The 24,751-nt window shown below is 68.4% G+C and carries 21 protein-coding genes; 7 read left to right on the top strand and 14 right to left on the bottom strand.

All coding sequences use genetic code 11. The features are described 5' to 3' along the window. Window positions 1-57: 57 nt before the first annotated feature. From B1991_RS02415 to ligD, 3 genes are all read left to right on the top strand, one after another. Window positions 58-282 (top strand): hypothetical protein, encoded by a 225-nt coding sequence (locus B1991_RS02415; RefSeq protein ID WP_136257120.1) that lies wholly within the window; start codon window positions 58-60, stop codon window positions 280-282. A 23-nt stretch (window positions 283-305) separates the two neighbouring features. Further along, the gene (locus B1991_RS02420) at window positions 306-2,390 is read left to right on the top strand and encodes a TonB-dependent receptor family protein (RefSeq protein WP_136257121.1); all 2,085 of its coding nucleotides are present in this window, start codon (window positions 306-308) and stop codon (window positions 2,388-2,390) included. A gap of 179 nt (window positions 2,391-2,569) precedes the next feature. Continuing rightward, the gene (ligD, locus tag B1991_RS02425) at window positions 2,570-3,601 is read left to right on the top strand and encodes a non-homologous end-joining DNA ligase (protein ID WP_246031031.1); all 1,032 of its coding nucleotides are present in this window, start codon (window positions 2,570-2,572) and stop codon (window positions 3,599-3,601) included. Window positions 3,602-3,659: 58 nt separating this feature from the next. Here the strand turns inward: ligD and B1991_RS02430 are convergent, their stop codons facing one another. The 9 genes from B1991_RS02430 to prfB all read right to left on the bottom strand — a co-directional run bounded on the left by B1991_RS02430 (window position 3,660) and on the right by prfB (window position 12,951). After that, the gene (locus B1991_RS02430; protein ID WP_136257122.1) at window positions 3,660-4,127 is read right to left on the bottom strand and encodes a hypothetical protein; all 468 of its coding nucleotides are present in this window, start codon (window positions 4,125-4,127) and stop codon (window positions 3,660-3,662) included. Window positions 4,128-4,160: 33 nt separating this feature from the next. Beyond that, window positions 4,161-5,123 carry a cell division protein ZipA gene (zipA, locus tag B1991_RS02435; protein WP_136257123.1) on the bottom strand — a complete coding sequence of 321 codons (963 nt, stop codon included), beginning with the start codon at window positions 5,121-5,123 and terminating at the stop codon, window positions 4,161-4,163. An 11-nt stretch (window positions 5,124-5,134) separates the two neighbouring features. Continuing rightward, entirely contained in the window at window positions 5,135-8,644 is a 3,510-nt protein-coding gene (gene smc, locus B1991_RS02440) for a chromosome segregation protein SMC (RefSeq protein ID WP_136257124.1), read from the bottom strand. A 134-nt stretch (window positions 8,645-8,778) separates the two neighbouring features. Continuing rightward, a complete protein-coding gene (locus B1991_RS02445) occupies window positions 8,779-9,036 on the bottom strand; it encodes a BolA family protein (protein WP_136257125.1) in 258 nt (85 codons plus the stop codon). Beyond that, window positions 9,033-9,335, bottom strand: a complete 303-nt coding sequence (locus tag B1991_RS02450; RefSeq protein WP_136257126.1) for a YciI family protein — start codon at window positions 9,333-9,335, stop codon at window positions 9,033-9,035. Before B1991_RS02450 ends, B1991_RS02445 begins: the two co-directional genes overlap by 4 nt. Window positions 9,336-9,386: 51 nt before the next feature. Beyond that, on the bottom strand, window positions 9,387-9,881 hold the full coding sequence (locus B1991_RS02455) for a PaaI family thioesterase (RefSeq protein WP_136257127.1): 495 nt from the start codon (window positions 9,879-9,881) through the stop codon (window positions 9,387-9,389). Then, a complete protein-coding gene (lysS, locus tag B1991_RS02460; RefSeq protein ID WP_136257128.1) occupies window positions 9,878-11,395 on the bottom strand; it encodes a lysine--tRNA ligase in 1,518 nt (505 codons plus the stop codon). Before lysS ends, B1991_RS02455 begins: the two co-directional genes overlap by 4 nt. Before the next feature lie 61 nt (window positions 11,396-11,456). Then, on the bottom strand, window positions 11,457-11,783 hold the full coding sequence (locus tag B1991_RS02465) for a hypothetical protein (protein ID WP_136257129.1): 327 nt from the start codon (window positions 11,781-11,783) through the stop codon (window positions 11,457-11,459). A 42-nt stretch (window positions 11,784-11,825) separates the two neighbouring features. Next, window positions 11,826-12,951, bottom strand: a protein-coding gene (prfB, locus tag B1991_RS02470) for a peptide chain release factor 2 (protein ID WP_136257130.1) whose coding sequence is annotated in 2 segments (ribosomal slippage) — window positions 11,826-12,875 and window positions 12,877-12,951 — 1,125 coding nt in all. Because the reading frame shifts where the segments join, the coding sequence is not laid out codon by codon here. A 106-nt stretch (window positions 12,952-13,057) separates the two neighbouring features. Between prfB and B1991_RS02475 the strand changes: the two genes are divergently transcribed. Then, window positions 13,058-14,539 (top strand): multicopper oxidase family protein, encoded by a 1,482-nt coding sequence (locus B1991_RS02475; RefSeq protein ID WP_210772079.1) that lies wholly within the window; start codon window positions 13,058-13,060, stop codon window positions 14,537-14,539. Further along, entirely contained in the window at window positions 14,536-15,735 is a 1,200-nt protein-coding gene (gene chrA, locus B1991_RS02480; protein ID WP_136257131.1) for a chromate efflux transporter, read from the top strand. Before B1991_RS02475 ends, chrA begins: the two co-directional genes overlap by 4 nt. A gap of 4 nt (window positions 15,736-15,739) precedes the next feature. On the opposite strand, the gene asnB is transcribed toward chrA, so the two are convergent. The 5 genes from asnB to B1991_RS02505 form a co-directional block, all read right to left on the bottom strand. Continuing rightward, entirely contained in the window at window positions 15,740-17,407 is a 1,668-nt protein-coding gene (gene asnB / locus B1991_RS02485; RefSeq protein WP_136257132.1) for an asparagine synthase B, read from the bottom strand. A gap of 513 nt (window positions 17,408-17,920) precedes the next feature. Beyond that, window positions 17,921-18,286, bottom strand: a complete 366-nt coding sequence (locus B1991_RS02490) for a SpoIIAA family protein (protein ID WP_136257133.1) — start codon at window positions 18,284-18,286, stop codon at window positions 17,921-17,923. 102 nt (window positions 18,287-18,388) lie between these two features. Then, window positions 18,389-20,101 (bottom strand): single-stranded-DNA-specific exonuclease RecJ, encoded by a 1,713-nt coding sequence (recJ, locus tag B1991_RS02495; RefSeq protein WP_136257134.1) that lies wholly within the window; start codon window positions 20,099-20,101, stop codon window positions 18,389-18,391. Beyond that, complete coding sequence (locus B1991_RS02500; protein WP_136257135.1) at window positions 20,098-21,018, bottom strand: phosphoglycerate mutase; 921 nt, start codon at window positions 21,016-21,018, stop codon at window positions 20,098-20,100. Before B1991_RS02500 ends, recJ begins: the two co-directional genes overlap by 4 nt. Window positions 21,019-21,022: 4 nt before the next feature. Then, entirely contained in the window at window positions 21,023-23,044 is a 2,022-nt protein-coding gene (locus B1991_RS02505) for an ABC-F family ATP-binding cassette domain-containing protein (RefSeq protein ID WP_136257136.1), read from the bottom strand. A gap of 202 nt (window positions 23,045-23,246) precedes the next feature. Here B1991_RS02505 and B1991_RS02510 point away from each other — a divergent pair, with 202 nt between their 5' ends. Beyond that, window positions 23,247-23,612 carry a hypothetical protein gene (locus tag B1991_RS02510; RefSeq protein ID WP_136257137.1) on the top strand — a complete coding sequence of 122 codons (366 nt, stop codon included), beginning with the start codon at window positions 23,247-23,249 and terminating at the stop codon, window positions 23,610-23,612. A 95-nt stretch (window positions 23,613-23,707) separates the two neighbouring features. After that, a complete protein-coding gene (locus tag B1991_RS02515) occupies window positions 23,708-24,742 on the top strand; it encodes an agmatine deiminase family protein (RefSeq protein WP_136257138.1) in 1,035 nt (344 codons plus the stop codon). The last annotated feature ends 9 nt before the right edge of the window (window positions 24,743-24,751 follow it).

Here is a 24,751-nt window from a genome sequence, read left to right on the forward strand (position 1 = left end):
ATCGCGCGGGCCGAATCTGTCGCCTGGGCACCGATGCCCGAAGGCCAGGCAACGCCGATGTCCTATGCTGTGGATGGCCGGCAATGCGCGGCGATCGCGGCCGGCGACCATGGCGGACTGGACGCCACCAGCGGCAACGAGGTGATGGTCTGCGCGTTGCCCGCGAAGGGGCGACTGCTTCGCGGCGATCATCCATGGGACGGAACCGGCAATCAGGCGGCAGACATGCACCTTGTCATCCATGCACATCGGATTTGCTGCACGGGCCGCTCATGCGGATGAGCCGCGGCGCCGCTTGCCGGTCGATGCTGTTGGCGACGGGGCTGGCCGTCTGGGCCCTCCCCGCCCTGGCGCAGGATGAGGTGCCCCCCGGTGCGGCGCGCGAGGCGGCCGCCACCCTGCCTGTGGTAGTGGTCACCGCGACCCGCCACGCGCAGCAACCGTTCGAGCTGCCGGTGTCGATCGACGCGGTGAGCCTGCAGCAGATCCAGGCGAATCGGGCATCGATCGATCCATCCGAATCCCTGCGCGAGGTGCCCGGCGTACTGGCGCGTGACCGGCAGAATGCGGCGCAGGACGAACAGATCTCGATCCGCGGCTTCGGTGCGCGCACCACCTTCGGCGTGCGCGGCGTGCGGCTGTACGTGGACGGCATTCCCGCCACCATGCCGGACGGTCAGGGCCAGGTGTCGAACTTCAGCCTCGGCGCGGCCGATCGCATCGAGGTGTTGCGCGGACCGTTCTCGGCGCTGTACGGCAATTCTTCCGGCGGCGTGATCCAGCTGTTCACCGCCGACGGCACCGATCCACCGGAGTGGCGGATGATGTTCGGCGCGGGGCGTTACGCCGGTCAGCGCGTCGAACTGGGCACGCGCGGCATCGCCGGCGACCTCGACTACAACCTCGACCTGTCGCGCCTCGACGGCGACGGTTTCCGCCGGCACAGCCGAGCCACCCGCTACAACGGCAACGCCAAACTGCGCTTCGCGCTGGGCGGCGGCAACCGCGTCACGGTGGTGGCCAACAGCGTGCTGCTGCCGCATGCGCAGGACCCGAAGGGGCTCACCTGGCCGGAATACCGGGCCGATCCGCGCCAGGCCGCGCCATCGGCGCTGATCTATGACACCCGCAAGAGCGTGCGGCAGAACCAGCTCGGCCTTGTCGCCGAACACGATGACGAGCGCGGCGGCGAATGGCGCGCGTTGACCTACTACGGTCGACGCGCGGTGCAACAGATCCTGTCGATACCGCCGGTGGCACAGGCCAGCGCGCTCAGCGCCGGCGGCGTCGTCGATCTGGATGGCGGCTACGGCGGCGTGGATCTGCGCCGGCGCCGGGAGGGCCGGCTTGGCGGACGCCCATTTGAGTTGATCGTGGGCAGCAGTTGGGACCGCCAGAACCAGCAGCGCCGCGGCTACGAGAATTTCGTCGGCGACACGCTGGGCGTGATCGGCGCCCTGCGCCGCGACGAGCAGGACGTGGTGTGGGATTTCGACCAGTACGCGCAGGCCAGCTGGAAGCTGTCGTCGCGCTGGTCGCTCAGCGGCGGCGTGCGGCACAGCAGCGTGCATTTCCGCGTGGACGATCGCTACATCACCGCCGGCAACCCCGACGACAGCGGCCAGCGTGTCTACAGCGCCACCAATCCGGTCGCCGGCGCGCTGTTCCGCGCCACCGGCAACTGGCATCTGTACGCGTCGTGGGGACACGGTTTCGAAACGCCCACCTTCAGCGAACTCGGCTATCGCAGCGATGGCGGCAGCGGCCTCAACCTGGGCCTGGCCGCCGCCCGTTCGACCAACCTCGAACTCGGTTCGAAGTGGCGCTTGGTCGGTGACAACAGCATCGAGCTGGCGTGGTTCCAGGCCGACACGCGCGACGAGCTGGCGGTGGACAGCAACACCGACGGCCGCACCACGTACCGCAATCGCGGCCGTGCGAAAAGACGCGGCATCGAAGCCAAACTGCATCTGACCCTGGCCCCGCGCTGGCAGGCCCATCTCGCCTACACCTGGCTCGATGCACGCTTCACCCAATCGCCGGACGGCAGCGGCACGCGCATCGCCGGCGTGCCGCGCTCGGCGCTGGACGCCAGCCTCCGCTGGGGCGGCGCCCGCGGCTGGCATGCCCGGTTGCAGCTGTCAGCGATCGGCGCGGTCGTCGCCAACGATGTCAATACCGCGCGTGCACCGGGCTACGCGCTGGTCGACGCCAGCATGGGTTACGTCATCGACAGCATCCGCGTGCAGGTGGCGCCCTTCCTGCGCCTGGACAACCTGTTCGACCGCCGCTACATCGGCTCGGTCATCGTCAACGAATCCACCGGCCGCTACTACGAACCCGGTCCTGGCCGCGCGATCTACGTCGGTTGTCGGGTGACGTTCCGCTGACAGGCACGCTCCGCAGGAGCGCGCTCGCGAGCGATACCTCCATACGGGGGTTGGGGATTGGGCAACCTTGAAGGCAGCCGTTGCTGACCTACCCGCCGAGGCACCCGGCTTTCACATGCACACGATCGACACGTTAGCTGCGCGACGCATGTCGGGTCGAACCGAACACGGGGGCCGAGGTGTACTACCGTGGTATCGGCAACAAGCACCTGCTGCGCCAACCGGACCTGAAGACCATGCGTACCGACAAGACCGCCGCAGATCTGCGTGACAGCGATCGTGCCCCATCCACGCGTCCGGCCCGGAATCGCCGCAAAGGCGAAAACGAGGCACCCGCCGCCGACATCACCATCACCCATCCCGATCGCGTGGTGTATCCCGGGGACGGCATCACCAAACAGCAAGTGGCCGACTACTACGCCAGTGTGATGGACTGGTTCCTGCCCGGCGTGGTGGACCGCCCCACCTCGGTCATCCGCTGCCCGGAAGGCACCGGGAAGGACTGCTTCTTCCAGAAGCACATGATCCCGGGCCTCAAGCACGTCGGCAGCGTGAAGCTGAAGGAAGAATCCGGCACGCAGGCCAGCTACATCTATCCACGCGATGCCAGCTCGGTGATCGAACTGGTGCAGTTCGGCGTGCTGGAATTCCACCCCTGGGGTGCGACCGTCAGACAGCCGGACAAGGCCGACCGCGTGGTGTTCGACCTCGATCCCGGCGAGAACGTGGCCTGGGATCGCGTGGTGGCCGCGGCACGACTGGTGCGCAAGCTGCTGTCGCAGGTGGGGCTGGAGTCGTTCGTGCGCACCACCGGCGGCAAGGGCCTGCACGTGGTGCTGCCGATCAATCCCGGTGGTCCGTGGCCGCAGGTGAAAGCCTTCGCCCAGGCGTTCGCCAGCTCGCTCGCGCAGGCCCATCCGCTGGAGTTCATCGCCACCGCCAGCAAGGCACTACGCGAGGGGCTGATCTACGTCGACTACCTGCGCAACAGTCGCGGCGCCACCAGCGTGGCCTCGTACTCGCTGCGCGCCCGGCCCGGTGCGCCGGTGGCGATGCCGCTGCGCTGGACCGAACTGGGCAAGCTGAAAAGCGGCCACGACTTCGACATCCATTCCGCGCCGAAGCGGCTGGCGCGGCTGCGCAGCGACCCGTGGGATGGCATCGACGAACTGCGCCAGAACCTCGATGACGTGATGGACAATCTCGACTGACCATCGCGAACGGCGTCAGAGGCCAAGCCCAGTGACTATCCGCGACCCCGGTGCGGAATCAGCGCAGTGGTTCGAGGGCCTTGTCGCCCTGGCAACGGATCGGCCCGCCGCCGCGGCCGCGGGCCTGGGTGAAGGTGGAGCCGCGGCGATCGATCACGATGCCGTTGGCGCATTGCTGGTTTTCGTCCAGCAGGTAACTGGCGGCGACGCGCCTGTCCTGCTCCTGCTGGCGTTCCAGCTGCACGACGCGACGGGCCTGGTATTCGCGGGCCTGGTCGGCCACCTGGCGATAATTGCTGGCCAGTTCCTCCCGACGCTGGCGCAGGTCGCGCGCCAGTTGGTCATGGCGCTGTCGTGCACGGGCTTTCGCCTGTTCGGCCTGCAGCGCCGCGGCACGCCGGGATTCCTGGATCAGTTCGTCGGCATGGCGGGCGGCGAGGTAGCGCGACACCCCGTTCCAGGCCAGCGCCGCCAGCACGAGGGCAGCAAGGGCGGCGGCGACTTTCCAGCGCAAGCCAATCGTCATGGTTCCCGCTCCCGGTCAGGCAAGGCGAGCCGCTCAACGACCGAAGATGATTTCTTCACCTTCGTGGTCGCGGTCCCATCCGCGCAATTGATCACGGATGTGCGCGATGCCCTGACGACCCAGCGCATTGCGCTCCTCGTCGAGCACCTGGCCATCCAGCAGTTCGGCCAGCCGCTGCGCGGTGGGCAGCATGGCGTCCCAGGCGTCGAGCGCGGGAATGGGTCCGGGCAAGGTCATGAAGAAGCTGACCCCCGGAGTCTGCAGCGCGTCCAGCCGGGCCAGGTCGAAATTGCCCGGCTTGAGCATGTTGGCGACGCTGAAGATGGGCCCGAGTTCGCGCTTGCCGTCCACCAGCCGGTGGTAGATGCCCATGTCGCCGAATTCCAGCCCGGCCTTCTCGGTGGCGACCACCAGGTCCGGGCCGTTGAAACGCGCGCCGTCGCGGGCCACCACGAACAGCGTGACGATGCGTTCCACCGGCTTGTCGGCCGGGCGCCGACCCAGCTCCGAGCGCGGCGCCGGCTTGGCGGTGGGCGGCGCTGGCGGCGGCACCGGCGCGGCAGCGGGCGCTTCGGCGGTGGGTTCGGCGGTGGGTTCGGCGGGCGCGCGCAAGGTGTCCACGATCGAGGCGGCATGGCCGGCCAGGCGTTCGGTCAGGCGCTCGGCCGGCTTGGCGGCATGGCGTTCGCCGGAGAGCGTGGCGCCGAGGCGCTCCAGTTCCTCACGCAGACCGACGTCTAGCTCGCCCTGCTGCGGCGTCGCCGAGGTGTCGCCCAGGCTGAAGGCCGGGTTGTCGGCCAAGCTGGAGCCGCCCATGGTGGGCTCGCGCCGCGCGTGTCCGTGCGTGTGAGCATCGCCCGCTGCCCTGCGCTTGCCCTGCTCCTTCCGCGGCTGGCCGAACAACCAGATCAGTGCCAGCACGACCAGCCCCACGACCAGCATGGGAATGCCGACGGCGGCGTTCCAGGCAAAGGCAAGCAAGGGTTGCACGGTCATCATCGGTTCCTTCAGGCAGCTCCCGCCAGTTTAGCCGCTTCGGCCAGATCCACCTGCACCAGCCGTGACACGCCGGGCTCGCGCATGGTCACGCCGCACAGCTGGGTGGCGGCTTCCATGGTGGCCTTGTTGTGGCTGATGAAGATGAACTGCACGTGTTCGCTCATCTCGCTCACCAGACTGGAGAAGCGGCCCACGTTGGCCTCGTCCAGCGGTGCGTCGACCTCGTCGAGCAGGCAGAACGGCGCGGGGTTGAGGCCGAAGATGGCGAACACCAGCGACACCGCGGTCAGCGCCTTCTCGCCGCCGGACAGCAGCGAGATGTTGGAGGGTCGCTTGCCCGGCGGACGCGCCATGATCGTCACGCCGGTGTTGAGCAGATCGTCGCCGGTCAGTTCCAGGTAGGCATGGCCGCCGCCGAACAGGCGCGGGAACAGTTCCTGCACGCCGGCGTTGACCTTGTCGAAGGTTTCCTTGAAACGCTGGCGGGTCTCGCGGTCGATCTTCTTGATCGCGCCTTCCAGCGTCGCCATCGCGTCGACCAGGTCGGTGAGCTGGTTGTCGAGGTAGGTCTTGCGCTCGCTCTGCTCGGCGTGTTCCTGGATCGCGGCCAGGTTGACCGGCTCCAGCCGGATGATCTTGTGACCAAGCTCGGCCAGCTGTGTGCGCCACTGGTCGGCATCGATGTCGTCGGCCAGCTCGGCCAGCAGGGGCTCCAGCTCCAGCCCCGACGCGGTGATTGCCTCGGCCAGTTGTTCGGCACGCAGCTGCAGCGCCTGCGCGGCGAGGCGTTTTTGCGAAAGGCCTTCGCGCAGGGCCGCCAGATCCTGTTCGGCCAGGTGGCGTTCCTGTTCGAGCTTGCGGAACTCGAGGTCGCAATCTTCCAGCGCGCGACGCGCTTCGACCAGTTGCTTGTCGACCAGCAGGCGCTGGTCCAGATAGGCTTGGCGCTCGGCTTCCAGTTCGGCGATCGGGTCGGAGCCGGCAGCAAGCTGCTCGGCGATTTCGCTGCGGCGCGCCTCGATCTGGCGCAACTGGGCATCCATGCGCCCCAATGCCTGTTCCAGCGAGTGCAGCGACGAGCGCTTGGACTCCAGCGAGAGCGCGAGCGCGTGGGATTGATCGGCTGCCTCGCGCGCATTCATGCGCGCTTCCTCGCGTGCCTCGAGCAGGCCGCGTCGCTCGTTTTCCAGCTCGCGGCGCTGGTCTTCCAGATCGCCCATCAGGCCGACCGATTCATCCAGCCGGGCGCGGGCCTCGCGGGTCTGGGTCTGCAATTCGTCGAGCTGGGCGGCCAGGTCAGCCAGTTCGCCGCTGACCTTCTCGGCGCGGGCCCGCGCGGTTTCCAGCTTGCCGCGATGACTCTGCAACTGGCCGGCCAGTTCGGACTGGCGGCGGTGCGCGTTGTACAGCTCGCGCTGGGCGTCGTCGCGTGCGCGCTCGGTTTCGAACTTGTTGGTGCGCAGGGCCTCGAGCCGCTCGCCCGCCTCTTCCAGTTGCGCCTCCAGCGTGGCGATCTGTTCGGCCAGCGTGCGCAATTCGCGCTCGCGCGCCAGCACGCCGACCTGGCTGCCTTGTGCCCGGCGCACGCGGGCCCAGCCGGGGCCCAGCCACTCGCCGCTGCGCGTCATCACCGACTGGTACGGCGCCAGTGCGGCCAGCGAAACCACCTGCCGGTGCGCGTCGTCCAGCGATTCGGCGGTGAGCACATGGCCGAGGATGGCCATGGCCGCGGCGGGACCGCGCACGTGCGCGGCCAGTGTGCCGGCGGCGCCGGCGCCACCTTCGACGGCATCGAGCAAGGCGACGTCGGCGTTGTCGAGTGCCGTGAACTCGGCGGCCAGCGCGTGCGACCCTTCCACCAGCACGCTGTCGAGGAAGCCGCTCAAGGCGGTTTCGACGGCGGTTTCCCAACCGTTCTCGACCTGCAGCGATTCACCGAGGCGGCGCGACGCGGTCAGGCCGAGGCGGGCCAGCCAGCTGCTGGCGGCGTTCTCTTCCTGGCCGAGCGCGGCATGCTGCAGCGCTTCCAGCGAGGCCTGCCGGCCACGCGCGGTCTGCAGTTGCTGGCGTATCTCGTTGAGCGAGGACAACACCTGGCGTTCTTCTTCCTGCACCTTTTCGTGCCGGGACTTGTGCTGGTCGAGCAGGCTGCCCAGGGTTTCCACACGCTCGCGCTGGGTGTCGTGCTCGCCGTGCAGCTGTTCGCCGGCGGCGGTCAGGGCGACCATGTCGGTGGCCTTCTGCTCGGCTTCCAGTGCTTCACGGCGGCGCGCCAGGTCGATGCCCTGGCGGTCCAGGTAATTGAGCTTGGTACGCTCCACCTCGGCAGCACGGTTGGACTCGCCTGCGTTGCGGGTATGGCCATCCCAGCGCTGCTGCCAGTCGGCCAGCTTCGCCTCGGTGCTGCGCTGGGCTTCGGCGGTGTCCTCCTGCAGCTGGTGCAGCGCCTCGAGTTTCGGTTCGCCTTCGGCCAGCGCCATGCGCAAGGTTTCGATCTGCTCGCGATCGGTGGCGATGTGCGCGGCCAGCTCGGCGTGCTCGCGTTCGCTGTCGGCATGGGCGCGCTGCAGGCGCTCGGCGCTCTCCTTGTTGTGGCGTACCTGCTGCTCGACGCGGGCGATCTCGGCGCCGACCTTGTACACGTCGGCCTGTACCGCGTTGAGGTGCTCGCTGGCGTCGGTGTGACGCTCGCGCATGCTTTCGATGCGCGCCTCGATCTCGCGCTGGCGGGCCAGCTGCTTCTCGATCTCGATCTCGGCCGCGGACAGGCCGGCGCCTTCGCCGTCGTGCTGGCTCTTGAGACCGCGGTATTCGAGCGCGCGCAGTTCGGCTTCCTTGCGGGTCTGCTCTTCCTTCAGCGCCTTCCAGCGTTCGGCGGCGCGGGCCTGGCGGTTCAGGTGTTCGAGCTGCTTGTCGACCTCGTCGCGCACGTCACGCACGCGGTCGAGGTTTTCGCGGGTCGCCTTGATGCGGCTTTCGGTTTCCTTGCGCCGCTCCTTGTACTTGGAGATGCCGGCGGCTTCTTCCAGATGCGTGCGCAGTTCTTCCGGGTGCGCCTCGATGATCTGGCTGATCATGCCCTGCTCGATGATCGAGTAGCTGCGCGGGCCCAGGCCGGTGCCGAGGAACAGGTCGGTGATGTCGCGGCGGCGGCAGCGCGCGCCGTTGAGATAGTAGGAAGACTGGCCGTCGCGGGTGACCTGGCGCTTTACCGAGATCTCGGCGTATTGCCCGTACTCGCCCTGCACCGAACCGTCGGCATTGTCGAAGATCAGTTCGACCGTGGCCTGCCCCACCGGCTTGCGCGTGTTGGAGCCGGAGAAGATCACGTCGGTCAGCGAATCGCCGCGCAGGCGGCTGGCCGCGCTCTCGCCCATCACCCAGCGGATCGCGTCGATGATGTTGGATTTGCCGCAGCCGTTGGGGCCGACGACGCCGATCATGTTGCTCGGCAGGTGCAGGGTGGTCGGGTCCACGAAGGACTTGAAACCGGCGAGTTTGATGGTGCTCAGGCGCATGCAGTGTTCAACGGGTCAGCGGTAATGCCCGTGCAGCCGGGCGACAAGGCACTGTGCCAAACGCGGAGCGGCGCTGCAACGCGTTCCGGCGTGAAGTATTGGTTCAGGATATCAATCCAACTTATTGTTTTTAGTCACTTGCTCGTGGCATCGATCGACAGCGCATGTATCCCGTTGTCCATCAGGCCGTCCAGCGCGGCGTAAACCAGGCGGTGGCGGCGGATCGGCAGCAACCCGGCGAAGGCCGCGCTGACGATGCGCACGTGGAAATGCCCCTTGCCCTCGCCGGCGTGGCCGGCATGCAGGTGGCCCTCGTCGACGATCTCCAGCTCGGTCGGCGCCAGGGCCCGGGTCAGCCGCTGGCGGATCTGCTCGACCATCGCTTCGCTCATGCCGGCAGGGCCTTGCGGAACGGCTTGATCTGCACGTCGGCATAGACACCGGCGGCGACGTAGGGATCGGCGTCGGCCCAGGCGCGGGCCTCGACCAGCGACGGAAACTCGGCGAGGATCAGGCTGCCGCTGAAGCCGGCCGGGCCCGGATCCTCGGACTCGATCGCCGGGAATGCGCCGGCCACGAACAGGCGGCCCTCGTCCAGCAGCGCCTGCAGGCGCGCGATGTGCGCCGGCCGTGCGCCCTTGCGCTTCTCCAGCGAGTCGGCGACGTCCGTTCCGAGGATGGCAAACCACATGGCGCAGGCTCCGGGCTTTTGCGAAACCGCAAGTTTAACCCACGCCACCCCTCAGGCGTTCCGCGCGGCCTCGGCCAGCCGGGCGGTGTCGACACGCACGAAGACCGAATCGCCCACCGCGGTGAGCACCTCGCCCGCATAGACTTCGCACAGCACGCGCGTCTTGCGCCCGACGTCGCCCTCGACGCGCGCCTTCAGCGTCAGCGGCACGTCCATCGGCGTGGGCTTGAGGAACTTGATGCCGAGGCTGCCGGTGACGCAGTCGATGCGCGGCTTGCTGTCCGGCGCGCGGTGTTCGGCGCGGTAGTGGTAGGCCATCGCCGTCCAGTTGGAATGGCAGTCCACCAGCATCGCGATCAGGCCGCCGTAGACCAGCCCCGGCCAGCCGTGGAAATCCGCCCCCGGCAGGTGCGTGCTGACCACGTGCACGCCGTCCTCGTGCCAGTGGCTCTTGATGTGCAGCCCGCGCGGATGGGCGCTGCCGCAGCCGTAGCACACGCCGTCGGGCGCGGCCAGATCCTGCAGCGCGGGCACGTCGACGCTCACGCTTCCGGCCGCATGTACGGAAACAGCAGCACGTCGCGGATCGAGGACGAACCGGTCAGCAGCATCACCAGGCGGTCGATACCGATGCCGAGGCCACCGGTGGGCGGCAGGCCCACCTCCAGCGCGCGGATGTAGTCGGCGTCGAAATGCATCGCCTCGTCGTCGCCGGCGTCCTTGGCGTCGACCTGGGTCTGGAAGCGCGCGGCCTGGTCTTCCGGGTCGTTCAACTCGGAGAAGCCATTGGCGATTTCCTTGCCGCCGACGAACAGCTCGAAGCGGTCGGTGATGCCCTTGTCGGTGTCGCTCTCGCGCGCCAACGGCGACACCTCGACCGGATGGGCGGTGATGAAGGTGGGCTGCACCAGGGTGTGCTCGACGGTCTTCTCGAAGATCTCCAGCAGCAGCTTGCCCCAGCCGTAACCGGGCTTGACCTGCACGCCGAGGCGCTTCGCGTGCGCAGCCATCGCCTCGCGATTACGCAGTTCCTCGCGGCGGATCTCGGGGTTGTGCTCGAGCACGGCGTCTTCCATGCGCCAGCGGCGGAACACCGGGCCGACGTCGATCGCGGCGCCGTCCCATTCCAGTTGCGTGGTGCCAAGCACGGCCTGCGCGGTGTCGCGGATCACCGCCTCGGTGAGGTCCATGATCTCGTGGTAGGTGGCGTACGCCTGGTACAGCTCCAGCATGGTGAATTCGGGGTTGTGCCGGGTCGACACGCCCTCGTTGCGGAAGTTGCGGTTGATCTCGTAGACGCGCTCAAAGCCGCCGACTACCAGGCGCTTCAGGTACAGCTCCGGCGCCACGCGCAGGTACAGGTCCAGATCCAGCGCATTGTGGTGGGTGACGAACGGCTTGGCCGTGGCGCCGCCGGGAATGACCTGCATCATCGGCGTCTCCACTTCCATGAAGCGGCGCGACGGCGCCTCCAGCCACTGGCGCATGTAGCCGATGATGCGCGAGCGCAGCATGAAGGTGCGGCGCGACTCTTCGGTGACAATCAGGTCGACGTAGCGCTGGCGATAGCGCTGCTCCACGTCGGCCAGACCATGGAACTTGTCCGGCAGCGGGCGCAGGCTCTTGGTCAGCAGGCGCAGCTGGTCGACCCGGACGGAAAGTTCGCCGGTCTTGGTGCGCATCAGCACGCCTTCGGCGCCCACGATGTCACCCACGTCCCAGCCCTTGAACGCCTCGTAGGCTTCGCCCAGCGTGCCGGCGTGGATGAACAACTGGATGCGCCCGCTGAAATCCTGCAGCTGCACGAAGCTGACCTTGCCCTGCACGCGCTTGAGCACGATGCGCCCGGCCATCTTCACCCGGCGCGCAGCAGCCTCGACCGCCTCGGCCGTGTGCACGTCCTTGTCGGCGAACTCGGCCTGCAGGTCGCCGGCGAAGCTGTCGACCTTGAAGTCGTTCGGGAATGCTATGCCCTGCCCGCGCAGCGCCTTCAGTTTCTCGCGGCGCTCGGCGATCAACTTGTTCTCGTCGACGGGAAGGGTGTCGGTGACTTCGCTCATGGATGGTTCCGTGGCTGCCAGCGTGCGCTGGACAGCGAGTGTCTCGTGGATGGGGCGGCGCTCAATTGCCCTTGTCGAAAATCTGCTTGACGCCGCGCTTGGTGGCATCCCAGCCCTCGCGCGCACCGTGGCCGACGGCGATGCCGGCCTTCTTTGCGCCATGGCCGATGCCGGTGCCCGCCTCTTTCGCGCCGTGGCCGATCTTCCTGGCCACATGCCTGGTCGCGTGGCCGACATCGCGGGCGCCGTCGGCGACGCCGTGGCCGACCGCCTTCGCGTCCTGCTTGATGCCCTGGCCGGCACTGCCCTGCTGCGACTGCGCTGTCGCGCCGAACGCCGTCAGCGCAGCGAAGGCGATCAGGAGGGTGCCGATCTTCTTGCTGTTCATGCGGGTCACCTCGTCAGTGAGCGGGTCGAAGGGAATCCGGTGTCAGGCGTCGATGCGCTTGGCGCCGGCTTCGAGACCGGATTTCAGGCTGGCCTCGATGAACTCGTCGAGATCGCCGTCGAGTACCTTCTGCGTATCCGACCGCTCGATGCCGGTGCGCAGATCCTTGATGCGGCTCTGGTCCAGCACGTAGTTGCGGATCTGGCTGCCCCAGCCGATGTCGGACTTGGTGGCTTCCAATGCATCCCGCTCGGCATTGCGCTTCTGCACTTCCAGCTCGTACAGCTTGGCGGCCAGCATCTTCATCGCACGGTCGCGGTTGGCGTGCTGGCTGCGCTCGGTCTGGCAGGCCACCACCGTATTGGTGGGCACGTGGGTGATGCGCACCGCCGACTCGGTCTTGTTGACGTGCTGGCCGCCGGCGCCCGACGAACGGTACACATCGGTCTTCAGGTCGGCCGGGTTGATGTCGATCTCGATGCTGTCGTCCACTTCCGGCGAAACGAACACCGAGGTGAAACTGGTGTGCCGGCGGTTGTCCGAATCGAACGGGCTCTTGCGCACCAGCCGGTGCACGCCGATCTCGGTCTTCAGCCAGCCGTAGGCATAGTCGCCCTCGACCCGGAAGGTGGCGGACTTGATGCCGGCCACGTCGCCGCCGCTGACTTCCATCAGCTCGACCTTCCAGCCGCGCGACTCGGCCCAACGCAGGTACATGCGCAGCAGCATCTCGGCCCAGTCCTGCGCCTCGGTGCCGCCGGCGCCGGCCTGGATGTCGACGAACGCGTTCATCGCATCCATCTTGCCGGAGAACATGCGCTGGAACTCCAGTTTGCCGACCTGCGACTCCAGCTTGGCCAGGTCGTCGATCACCGACTGCGCGGTGTCGTCATCACCGTCGGCGACGGCCATCTCCAGCAGGTCACCGGCGTCGTCCAGGCCGGCAGTCAGCGTGTCGATGCCGTGGACGATGGTGTGCAATCGGGCGCGTTCGCGGCCCAGCTCCTGCGCGTTGGCCGGGTCGTCCCACACGGTGGGGCTCTCCAGTTCGCGGGTTACTTCTTCGAGGCGTTCGCGCTTGGTGGCGTAGTCAAAGATACCCCCTAAGCGCTTCGACGCGGCCGCGAAGGTCGTCGATCTGCGCATGGACGGGATTGGTCTCGATCATCGTGAAATCTTGGTGGGAGGCAAGCACGCAAGAATACCAGAGGCGGCGCTGCCTTCGCGGCCTGGCGCACTACACTGGCCGCGTTTGTCCCCGAACGGAGCTGGCCATGCCGATCGACCGCCGAGAATTCCTGAAACTGGGTGGTCTGACCCTGGCTGGCGCCGTGCCCGGGCTGCTCCAGGCCGGCGGCGCGCTGGCCATGCCGTCGCCGCTATCGCAGCGCCCTGCCGACCACACGCTGCGCATCGGCCGCAGCCTGGTGGAGCTGGCACCCGACCACGTCGTGTCCACGCGTACCTACAACCGCCAGTTCCCCGGGCCGCTGTTGCGGCTGAAACAGGGCCGGCCGGTGCTGGTGGACATCCACAACGACACCGACACGCCCGAGCAACTGCACTGGCACGGGCAAACGCTGCCTGCCGCGGTGGATGGCGCCGCCGAAGAAGGTACGCCTTACATCCCGGCGCACGGCATGCGCCGGATAGGCTTCGTGCCCGGGCCGACGGGGCTGCGTTTCTATCACACGCATGTACGCGCCGGCGCCGATCTCGACCTCGGCCAGTACGGCGGCCTGGTCGGCCCCGTGTACATCGAGCCACCGCACGAGTCCGGGGCCTGGGACCGCGAGGTGTTCCTGACCCTGAAGGAGTTCGATCCGTTCTTCAGCAAGGGCGGCGACATGGCGATGGATTTCCTGCAGCCGGACAGGCGCGACCCGGCCCTGCAGCAGCGCGGCGAAACGGCGATGAAGGCCTCGCTGGCCGCTGGCGCGTCGCACGGGTATGAGGTCGGCTACCAGTCGTTCTCGATCAACGGCCGCATGCTCGGCCACGGCGAGCCGATCCGCGTACGTGCCGGCGAGCGCGTGCTGCTGCACGTCATCAATGGCAGCGCCACCGAGATCCGCAGCCTGGCCCTGCCCGGCCACGCGTTCACGGTGCTGGCGTTGGACGGCAACCCGGTGCCGCACCCGGCGACGGTGCCGGTGTTGTGGCTGGGCACCGCCGAGCGCATTTCGGCCATCGTCGAGATGACGCATCCGGGCGTGTGGATACTCGGTGACCTCGCCGATGACGACCGCACCCGCGGCATGGGCATCGTGGTCGAGTACGCTGGCCACGACGGCAAGCCGCAGTGGATCAAGCCGCCGCCGTTCCAGTGGGACTACCGCCGTTTCGCCTCGCCGGATGCGCCACCTCCGGCCACTCCCGACGAGACCATCGAGCTGACCTTCGCCAAGCGCAACGCCACCCTCCACGGCTTCAACCAGTGGACGATCAACGGCCAGCCGTTCGACATGCACTCGATGCAACCGAGGTTCCGCCTGCAGTACGGCAAGCGCTACCGGCTGCGCATGCACAACGCCAGTGACGACATCCACCCGATGCACCTGCATCGGCACAGCTTCGAGATCACCCGCATCGTCGGCCAACCCGTCGCCGGCGTAATCAAGGACGTGGCGATGCTGGGTGGCTACCAGAGCATGGACGTCGATTTCACCGCCGACCAGCGCGGTTTGTCGCTGCTCCACTGCCACATGCAGTTGCACATGGATTTCGGTTTCATGGCGTTGTTCGATTGCGCATGAGCAACACGTCCGCGCCGGCAGGCTCTGTCCGGGAGGTACTGGCCGTCTTCCTGCGACTGGGCGCGTCCTCGTTCGGTGGGCCGATCGCGCACCTGGGCTATTTCCATCGCGAATTCGTCGAGCGACGGCGCTGGCTGGACGACGAGCGTTTCGGCCAGATGCTGGCGTTGTGCCAGTTCCTGCCGGGGCCGGCGAGCAGCCAGCTGGGCTTTTCCATCGGCTTGCTGCGGGCCGGCGGCTGGGGCGGCGTGGCGGCTTTCGTCGGCTTCACGCTGCCTTCGGCCTTGCTGATGTTTGCCTTCGCCGTGCTGAGCACGCATCTGTCCGGCGCACTTGGTCAGGCGGTGATCCACGGCCTGAAGCTGGTTGCCGTGGCGGTGGTCGCCCAAGGCCTGCTCGGCATGGCGCGCCGGCTCACGCCGGACCTGCCGCGCCTGCTGCTCGCCGCGCTCGCCGCCCTGCTGGTCACGATCGGCGGCAACGCGTGGATGCAACTGTTCGTGGTTGCGCTGGGAGCGCTGCTGGGTCCGTGGTTGTGCCGCTCGGTGACGGCGCATCCGGGTGGGCGCCTGCCGCTGCGGCATGGGCGACGCGGCGGCGCCGCCCTGTTGGCCGTGTTCGCCGGGTTGTTGCTGATCTCGCTGCTGCCGTGGTCCGGTGCGCCGGCATGGCCCCAGGTGACGGCGGGTTTCTACCGCGCCGGTGCGCTGGTGTTCGGCGGCGGCCACGTGGTGCTGCCCTTGCTGAAACAGACCGTGGTCGATCCGGGCTGGCTCGACGGCAACAGCTTCCTCGCCGGTTACGGTGCCGCCCAGGCGATGCCCGGCCCGATGTTCAGCCTCGCGGCATTTCTGGGCGAGCGCATCGGCATCGGACACGGCGGCGCGCTCGGCGCCACGGTCTGCCTGCTGGCGATCTTCCTGCCGGGGCTGCTGCTGGTTTCCGCCGCGCTGCCGTTCTGGCAGGCACTCGCCGCGCGCAATGATGCCGCACGTGTGCTGGCCGGCGTCAACGCCGCCGTGGTCGGCCTGCTCGCCGCTGCGTTGTACGACCCGGTGTGGACCAGCGCGGTGCATCGCCCGCTCGATGTCGTCGTTGCGCTGAGCGCCTTCGCCCTGCTCGCCCGGGCACGCTGGCCGGCGCTCGCCATCGTCGGATGGTGCGTGGCCGCTTCGCTGCTCACCGTGCTGCCTTGAATGTTCAAGCCAGCGCCTTTTCGTGCACCCCCTTCACCGCGCGGCCCGAGGGGTCGGCGGCGTTGGCGAACGCTGGATCCCACGCCAGCGCCGCGGGCGAGGAGCAAGCGATCGACTTGCCGCCGGGCACGGTCGCCGCGCAGGCTTCGCCGGGGAAGTGCTGCTCGAAGATGCGCCGGTAGAAATATGCCTCCTTGGTCGCTGGCGTGTTGAAAGGGTAGCGTGCCGCCGCGGCGGCAAATTCGCGATCGGTCACCGCCTGCTCCGCGTGCGCCTTCAATCCGTCGATCCAGCCATAGCCGACGCCGTCGCTGAACTGCTCCTTCTGCCGCCACAGGATTTCCTTCGGCAAGGCGCCGTCGAACGCCTCGCGCAAGACGTGCTTCTCGATCCTGCCGCCGCCAGCCATCTTGTGCTTCGCATCCATGCCCATCGCCACGTCGATGAACTCCAGGTCGAGGAACGGCACCCGCGCCTCCACGCCCCAGGCCATCATCGCCTTGTTCGCGCGCAGGCAGTCGTAGCTGTGCAGCGCGTCGAGCTTGCGCACGGTTTCCTCGTGGAAGGCTTCGGCCGACGGCGCCTTGTGGAAGTACAGGTAGCCGCCGAAGATCTCGTCGCTGCCTTCGCCGGACAGCACCATCTTCACCCCCATCGCCTTGATCCGCCGCGCCAGCAGGTACATCGGCGTGGCCGCGCGGATGGTGGTGACGTCGTAGGTCTCGATGTGGCGGATCACTTCTGGCAGCGCGTCCAGGCCCTCCCAGAACGTGTAGACGAAACCGTGATGCACCGTGCCCAAGGCGTCGGCGGCGACCTGGGCGGCGGCCAGGTCGGGCGAGCCGTCCAGCCCGATCGCGAACGAATGCAGGCGTGGCCACCAGGCCTCGCTGCGGTCGCCGTCCTCGATGCGCTCGCGCGCGAACCTGGCGGCGCAGGCGGCAACCAGCGAGGAATCCAGTCCGCCGGACAGCAGCACGCCATACGGCACGTCGGTCATCAGCTGGCGGTGCACGGCCTGCTCGAAGGCCTGGCGCAACACGGGCGCGGCAACCTCGTGCCCACGCGTGGCGGCGTAGTCGCGCCACGGCTTGGCGTAGTAGCGGCGCAACTCGCCGCTGGCGCTGTCGTAGACGTGGCCCGGCGGGAACGGCGCCACGTCGGCGCACACGCCGACCAGCGCCTTCATCTCCGAGGCCACGCACAGGCGGCCCTGCGCATCGTGGCCCCAGTACAGCGGGCATACGCCGATCGGGTCGCGCGCGATCAGGTAGTGCTGCGCCTCGCCGTCCCACAGCGCGAACGCGAAGATGCCGTTGAGCCGGCCCACGAAGTCGCTGCCCTGCTCGCGGTACAACGCGTTGATCACCTCGCAGTCCGAGCCGGTGGTGAAGTCGTAGCCACTGCCGGCCCGCAACTGGCCGTGGTTGTAGATCTCGCCGTTCACCGCCAGCGCCAGCGCGCCGTCGCGCGAACGCAGCGGCTGTGCGCCACTGGCCGGATCGACGATGGCCAGCCGCTCGTGCACCAGGATCACCCCGGCATCGACGAACACCCCGCTCCAGTCCGGCCCGCGATGGCGCTGGCGCTGCGACAGCTCCAGCGCTTGCCGGCGCAAGGCAGCGAGATCATCACCCGGCTGCAGGTCGAACATTCCGAAAATCGAACACATGGTGGGGTTTCCTCGGCTGCTGATGGTGAATACCGCTTTTTGTGAAGAGTCGACCATGGATGGCCGGGGTTGCTCTTGCGCAGATGGAACCCCGCACAAAGTTGAAACATCGGCCATGGATGGCCGGGTTTGCCTTGCGCGGATGGATTCGCGCAAAAATCAAGCACACAAAACGAAAGAGGCCCGCACTTGGCGGGCCTCTTTCGCGTATTCGATGAAACTTGCAGCTACGCGCGGGCCCGCCAACGGTTGGCGTTATTGTTCGCGCGATTATTGTTGCGGCGGACCAGCACGAGGCCTCGCGCGGAGAGCGCGGCGAGGGTCAGGCTGCGGGCGACAGGGAGATGCATGGCCCCAACTTGAGCAGATTCCCCGGTGCTTGGCAAGTAGGCAATTGGCCCGGCCTTGCAGGAGCCCGCTCGCGGGCGATGCTTTGGCTCCTGCGATTCCTTGACTCTCCATTCCCGGTTCCCTGCTCAAGAGCATCGCCCGCGAGCGGGCCCCTGCCGAGGATCAGGGGCTGGTGATCCAGCGCCTGGCATCGTCGATCTCGGCGCCATGGAACAGGCGGAACGGGGCGGGAATGGCGAAGCTGAAGGCCGTGGCGGTACCGCGTAGCCAGGGCACGTCGGTGACCAGCGCCACGCGGTCCCAACTGCTGAAATGCCGCGCGCCAAGTTTTGCGTCGTTCCACATGGCACCGGGGTCGAAGCCGGTGAAGTCGTCGGCGGTGACGTACAGCAGGCGCAACTTGCGATTGAGCGCGAACGCCGCCTCCACGTCCGGCACCACGATGTTCTCGTAGTCTTCCGCAGTGACCTGGCCGTGCGCGCGAAAGCCCAGCGTGCCGGCAGGCAATCCTTCGATCTGTGCGATCACGGGCGTGCTCCTCGGATGGGGACGCCATTGTGGATCCAGGCACGTGAAAAGCGCGCAAGCCGGTGGCGCGGGAGCTGGCCTTCGAGATTCCTGCGCTTCCGATCAGGCGGGCTCGATATGCCGCAGCAGCAGGCGCGGCGTTTCGCGGCCCTGCCAGTCGTTGATGGTCAGCTCGTAGGCCGTACGCAGCCGCGGCGGCGGGGGCTGGCCACGGTAGGCGTTGAACATCACCGCGTCGTGCACGGCGCCGTCGCGCGGGTCGCGCAGTTGCAGGCGCAGGTGGGTCTCGCCCATCAGCTTCCAGCCGGCGCAGTCGAACAGGTTGTCAAACAGCGGCTCGGGGAAGGCTTGCCCCCACGGGCCGGCGGCGCGCAGCTGCCGGGCCAGCGCCAGCGTGGCGGTGCCGGGCGGCAGCTCGCCGTCGGTGTACAGCACCGCCTGCAGGCGCTCGGGTTCGATCAGTTCGCGCGCGATCGCGTCGAAGGCGGCGGCGAAACGCGAGTAGTCGGTGGCTTTCAGGCTCAGCCCGGCAGCCATCGCATGGCCGCCGAAGCGTTCGATCAGGCCGGGCTGGCGCGCGTCGATCGCGGCCAGCGCATCCCGGATGTGGAAGCCGGGAATGGAACGGCAGGAACCACGGAGGTTTTCGGTGTCGTCCTCGCTGGCTGGGGCGAAGGCGATCACCGGGCGGTGCAGCCGCTCCTTCAGTTTGGAGGCGACCAGCCCGACCACGCCGGCATGCCACGACGGCTCGAACAGCGCCACGCCGACCGCGTCGACATGACCCAGGCCGGCCACCATCACCTCGGCTTCGGCCACCATCGAGGCCTGCAGCTCGCGCCGCTCGCGGTTGATCGCGTCGAGCTGTTCGGCGCGGCGGCGCGCCTGCGCCGCGTCGTCGGTGAGCAGGCATTCCACGCCCAGGCGCATGTCTTCCAGCCGCCCGGCCGCGTTCAGCCGCGGCCCCACGGCAAACGCCAGATCGGTGGAACACAGCGAGGCCAAGCTGCGCTTGCCGGCCTCGACCAGCGCGGCGATGCCGGCGCAGGCGCGGCCGCTGCGCATGCGCTGCAGGCCGGCCTCGACCAGCACGCGGTTGTTGAAATCCAGCGGCACCAGATCGGCCACCGTGCCCAGCGCCACCAGGTCGAGCAAACCGGAAAGGTCGGGTTCCGCACCGGCGAAGGCGCCGCGTTCGCGCATCCTCGCGCGCAGCGCCAGCAGCAGGTAGAACACCACGCCGACACCGGCCAGCGCCTTGCTCGGAAAGCCATCACCGGGCAGGTTCGGATTGACCATCGCGTCGCACGCGGGCAACTGCTCGCCGGGCAGGTGGTGGTCGGTGACGATGACCTTGATGCCGCGCGCCTGTGCCGCCGCCACGCCGGCGACGCTGGCCACGCCGTTGTCGACGGTGACGATCAGTTGCGGCGTCGGTTGCAGCGAAGCGACGAAGGCCGCGCTCAGACCGTAGCCATGCGCAAAGCGATTGGGGATCGCGTAATCCACTCGCCGCGCGCCGAGCAGGCGCAGGCCGCGCACGGCCACCGCGGTGCCGGTGGCGCCGTCGCAGTCGTAGTCGCCAGCGACCAGGATGGCCCAGTCGTCGCGGATCGCCTCGGCCAGCAGTTCGACTGCCTGCGCCATGCCGCCGAGCAATTGCGGCGACAGCATCCGCGCCAGCCGGTGCTCGACCTGGCCGGGTTCCAGCACGCCGCGCGCGGCATAGACCTGCTGCAGCACCGGGTGCACCGCATCCGGCCAGCCATGCGGCGTGCCCCTGCTTTCGCGCCGACGCAGCTGCAGCACGCTCAACGCCCTGCCCCGCGCCAGAAACGCCAGCGATGCCCGGGCTTGTGCAGCCAGCGTTCGCCGCTGGCGAAATGCAGCACGACGGACTGGCGTTCGAGCAGCGGCTGCAGCAGCGGCCACCAGCGCGAGGCCAGTTCGTGCGCCGGCAGGTCCTGCAGGTCGATCAGCCAGCCCGCACCCGCAGCGGTAACCGCGTCGGCCGTGCGCAACGGCTGCGCGATGCCGGCACGCGCGGCCAGCGCGCGCAGCAGCAGGTCATCGCTGACCACGCCGACCAGGGTTGTGGTCGGTGGTGCCGGCAGGCGTCCGCCGCCCCACAACCACAAGCTGTTGACCAGCGACTGCCCGCGCGTACGCCGTTGCGCGTTGAGCGCATGCTGGTGCAGCAGCACCTGGATGTCGTTCTGCAGTACGCGCCAACGGCGCCCGTGCGCGCCTTGCGGCAGGTGTTGTGCCAGGTCCTCGCCCAGCGCTTGCGATGGCGGAGCCAGGCCGGGCAGCGGCGTATCGGCCGGCAGGCGCAGGTGCCAGTGGTCCGGGGTGGATATCTCCAGCTGCATGCCCGCCTCGTCGAACACCGGCCGCAGCGGTTCGGCCAGCGCTTGCGCCTCGTCCATGCCCAGGCCCATGCGGCCGCAGGCCAGCAAGCGCACGCCGCTCATGTCCGGCTGCACCCAGGCCGGGTCGGCCGACAGCCACAGCGTGTCGCCCGCGTCGCCGGCGAGGAACTGGCGGGTGATCGCTGCCGCAGGCACGTGCGCGTCGACGCCGGTGAAATGCGCGCCGAGGCCATCGAGATAACCGACGCCGCCGTCCGCCAGGCGGTCGGCGCGGGGGAGCCACGCGCGCAGCGGATGCGCCGGCTCGAGGTGCGCCAGCGAGGGCAGCCACAGTTGCAGCGATCGCTCGGGTTTGGACATCTCTTCAGGCCTCCAGTTGCTCGACCAGCGCCAGCCACTCGTTTTCCAGCGTTTCCTTCTCGCCGCGCAGCTGCGCCTGACGCTGGCCGATGCGCATCATTTCGCTGGTCGGGCCGTTGTAGGTGGCCGGATCGGCCAGCTGCGCCTCCAGCGCGGCCAGCTCGGCGTCGATGCTGGCGGTGCGCGTCTCGATCTTCTTCACCCGCTGGCGCGCGGCTTTTTCCTCGTCACGCTGGGCGGCAGCCTGACGCCTGCGCTCCTCCGGCGAAACCTCCACCACCTTGGCCACCACCGGCTTGGCCGCCTTCTTGTTCGCGGCGGTGCGCGTCTTCAGCCAGCGCGCGTAGTCGTCCAGGTCGCCGTCGAACGGCGCCACCTCGCCGTCGGCCACGCGCCAGAAGCTGTCGCAGACCATGCCGAGCAGGTGGCGGTCGTGCGAGACCAGCACCAGCGCGCCGTCGAAATCGGCCAGCGCGTCGGCCAGCGCCTCACGCATGTCCAGGTCGAGGTGGTTGGTCGGTTCGTCCAGCAGCAGCAGGTTCGGCTTGTCCCACGCGATCAGCGCCAGCGCCAGGCGCGCGCGTTCGCCGCCGGAGAAGCCGTCCACCGACTCGAACGCGCGGTCGCCGGCGAAATTCCAGGTGCCGAGAAAGTCGCGCATCACCTGGGTGGCCACGCCGGGCGCCTTGTCCAGCAGGTGATCCAGTGGGCTCGCCCCCTGGCGCAGGCTTTCCACCGTGTGCTGGGCGAAGTAGCCGATCTTCAGGTCCTTGTGCGCCTTGCGCTCGCCGCCGAACGGTTCGAGTTCGCCGACCAGGGTTTTCACCAGGGTGGACTTGCCGGCGCCGTTCGGGCCGAGCAGGCCGATGCGTTCGCCCGCTTCGATGGAAAAACGCACGTCCGCAAGGACGACGATTGCCTCCTCTCCCCTCCGGGGAGAGGATTGAGGTGAGGGGCCGGGGCTCGCACTGAAGTCCATCGAAGCGCGCTCCGCCCTATCTTCACCTCGGCCGTGTCCCCTCACCCCGGCCCTCTCCCCGGAGGGGAGAGGGAGCAATGCGTAGCCGGCGACGATGTCCTCCAGCTGCAGCATCGAATCGGGCAGCCGCCCCGGCGCGGGGAACTGGAAACTGAAGGGCCGCTCGGCGCGCACCGCCTCGGTGCCGGCCAGCTTCTCCAGCCGCTTCATCCGCGACTGCGCCTGCTTGGCCTTGGTTGCCTTGGCCTTGAAGCGGTCGATGAAAGACTGCAGGTGCGCCCGTTCGGCCTGCTCGCGCTCGTGCGTGATCTGCTGCTGGCGCAGCTGCTCGGCGCGCAGGCGCTCGAACGCGCTGTAGTTGCCGGTGTACAGCTTGGCCTTGCCGTCGTTGAGATGCAGCGTGTGGGTGATCACCCCGTCGAGGAATTCGCGGTCGTGCGAGATGATCAGCAAGGTGCCCTGGTAGCGGCGCAGCCATTCCTCCAGCCACAGCACGGCATCGAGGTCGAGGTGGTTGGTCGGCTCGTCCAGCAGCAGCAGGTCGGACGGGCACATCAGCGCGCGCGCCAGGTTCAGCCGTCCGCGCCAGCCGCCGGAAAATTCCTGCACCGCGCGCTCGTGCGTTTCCGGCGGGAAGCCCAGGCCGTGCAGCAGGCGGCCGGCGCGGGCGCGGCCGTCGTAGCCGTTCAGTTCCTCGATGCGGTGATGCGCCTTGGCCATCGCCTCCATGTCGCCGCGCTCGCCGGCCTCCGCCTCGTCGCGGATCGCGGCAGCCAGCTCCTCGTCGCCGCCCAGCACGTAGTCGATCGCCGCATCCGGCAGCGCCGGGGTTTCCTGCGCCACCGAGGCCAGCCGCAGCTTGCCCGACATCTCCAGTTCGCCGGCATCGCTCTCCAGCTTGCCCTGCAGCGCGGCGAACAGGCTGGATTTGCCGCAGCCGTTGCGGCCGATCACGCCGAGGCGCCAGCCGCCCTGGATCACCAGGTCGATGTCGGAAAGCAGCAAGCGACTGCCGCGGCGCAAGGCGAAATGTCGGAAGGAAATCATGGAATGAGCGGGTCCTGCCCGCGCAAACGGGCACTGCAGCCGCCCATGATAACGGCGATGGCACACCTGTCGCTGCCTTGCAATCAGAAGGCCGGCCGCAGCGAATGCCCAATCCATCGCAATCGTCGCGACGCGGCATGGCGTAACATGGCGCGGTCTGCTACAACGACGCCGCATACAGCCTTGTATGGAGAGGGGAGCCATGGTCAAGTTCACGAGCCGTTTGCCGATCGCCATCCTGCTGGCCGCAGCCGCCGGCCTGGCCGTGCCGTCGATGGCCAGCGCAGCGCAGTCGCGCGAGCATGGCGACAGCCTGCTGATCCACCGCGTGCAGCAGGAAAAAGGCATGAACCTGCCCAAGCGCGGGCTGAGCATGGCCCAGGTCGAGAAGACCTGGGGCGCGCCTCAGCGCAAGCTGTCCCCGCGTGGCGGCGACACGGCGAAGCACCCGCAGATCAACCGCTGGGAATACTCGAACTTCATCGTGTACTTCGAGCACAGCCACGTGATCCACTCGGTGCTCAACACGCCCGCGGGCAACAACACCGACCCGTCCGCGGTCCACTGATCCATTTCCCGCAAACGCGGCCCGTGGCGACACGGGCCGCGTTTGCGTTTGCCTGCGCCTTACAATAAGCGGCCCGTCTGCACGAGAACCCCGCCATGACCGACTCCACCCTGCGCCTGCCGGCGGAATGGGAACCGCAGGCCGCAGTGCTGATCGCCTGGCCGCACGCCGGCACCGACTGGGCCGAGCGGCTGGCCACGGTGGAAACCACCTACGTGGCGCTGGCCGCCGCGATCACGCGGTTCCAGTCGCTGATCGTGGTGGTCGCGGACATCGCACTGCGCGAGCACGTGCAGTCGCAGCTGCGCGGCGCCGGCGTGGATCCCGCGAGGGTCCGCTTTGTCGAACTGCCCTACGACGACACCTGGCTGCGCGATTCCGGCCCGATCACGCTCAAGCGCGGCGACGCCGGCTTCCAGCTCACCGATTTCCGCTTCACCGGCTGGGGCGGCAAGTTCGGCGCCGAGCAGGACGACGCCCTCGTCGCCGGCCTGGTCGATGCCGGCGTGTTCGGCCAGGCCGCTCACCAGCGCATCGACTGGGCACTGGAAGGCGGCGGCATCGAGAGCGACGGCGCGGGCAGCATCCTCACCACATGGCGCTGCCTGGTGCAGCGCCATCCCGAGCAGTCGCGCGAAGAAATGAGCACGATCCTGCGCGACAGCCTGCACGCCGACCGCGTGCTGTGGCTGGACTACGGCTACCTGGAGGGCGACGACACCGACGCGCACATCGACACGCTGGCCCGTTTCGCGCCCGGCGACCGCATCGTGTTCCAGGCCTGCGACGATCCCGTCGACCCGCATCACGACGAACTGCAACGCATGGCCGCCGAACTGGCCGCGCTGCGCACCACGGACGGCCGCCCGTACCGGTTGTACCCGCTGCCATGGGCCAAGCCCATCCTCGACGAGGGCCGCCGGCTTGCCGCGTCCTACGCGAACTACCTGATCGTCAACGGCGCCGTGCTGGTGCCCGCCTACGGCGACCGTGCCGACGACGAAGCCGCGCGCATCATCGGCACCGCGCATCCGGGCCGCGAGGTGGTGCAAGTGCCCTGCCGCCCGCTGATCTGGCAGAACGGCAGCCTGCACTGCATCACCATGCAACTGCCGGCCGGGATGATCTGAGCGGAGAAT

Origin of the sequence: Rhodanobacter lindaniclasticus, from assembly GCF_004799035.1 — a bacterium.
GTDB classification, from domain to species: domain Bacteria; phylum Pseudomonadota; class Gammaproteobacteria; order Xanthomonadales; family Rhodanobacteraceae; genus Rhodanobacter; species Rhodanobacter lindaniclasticus.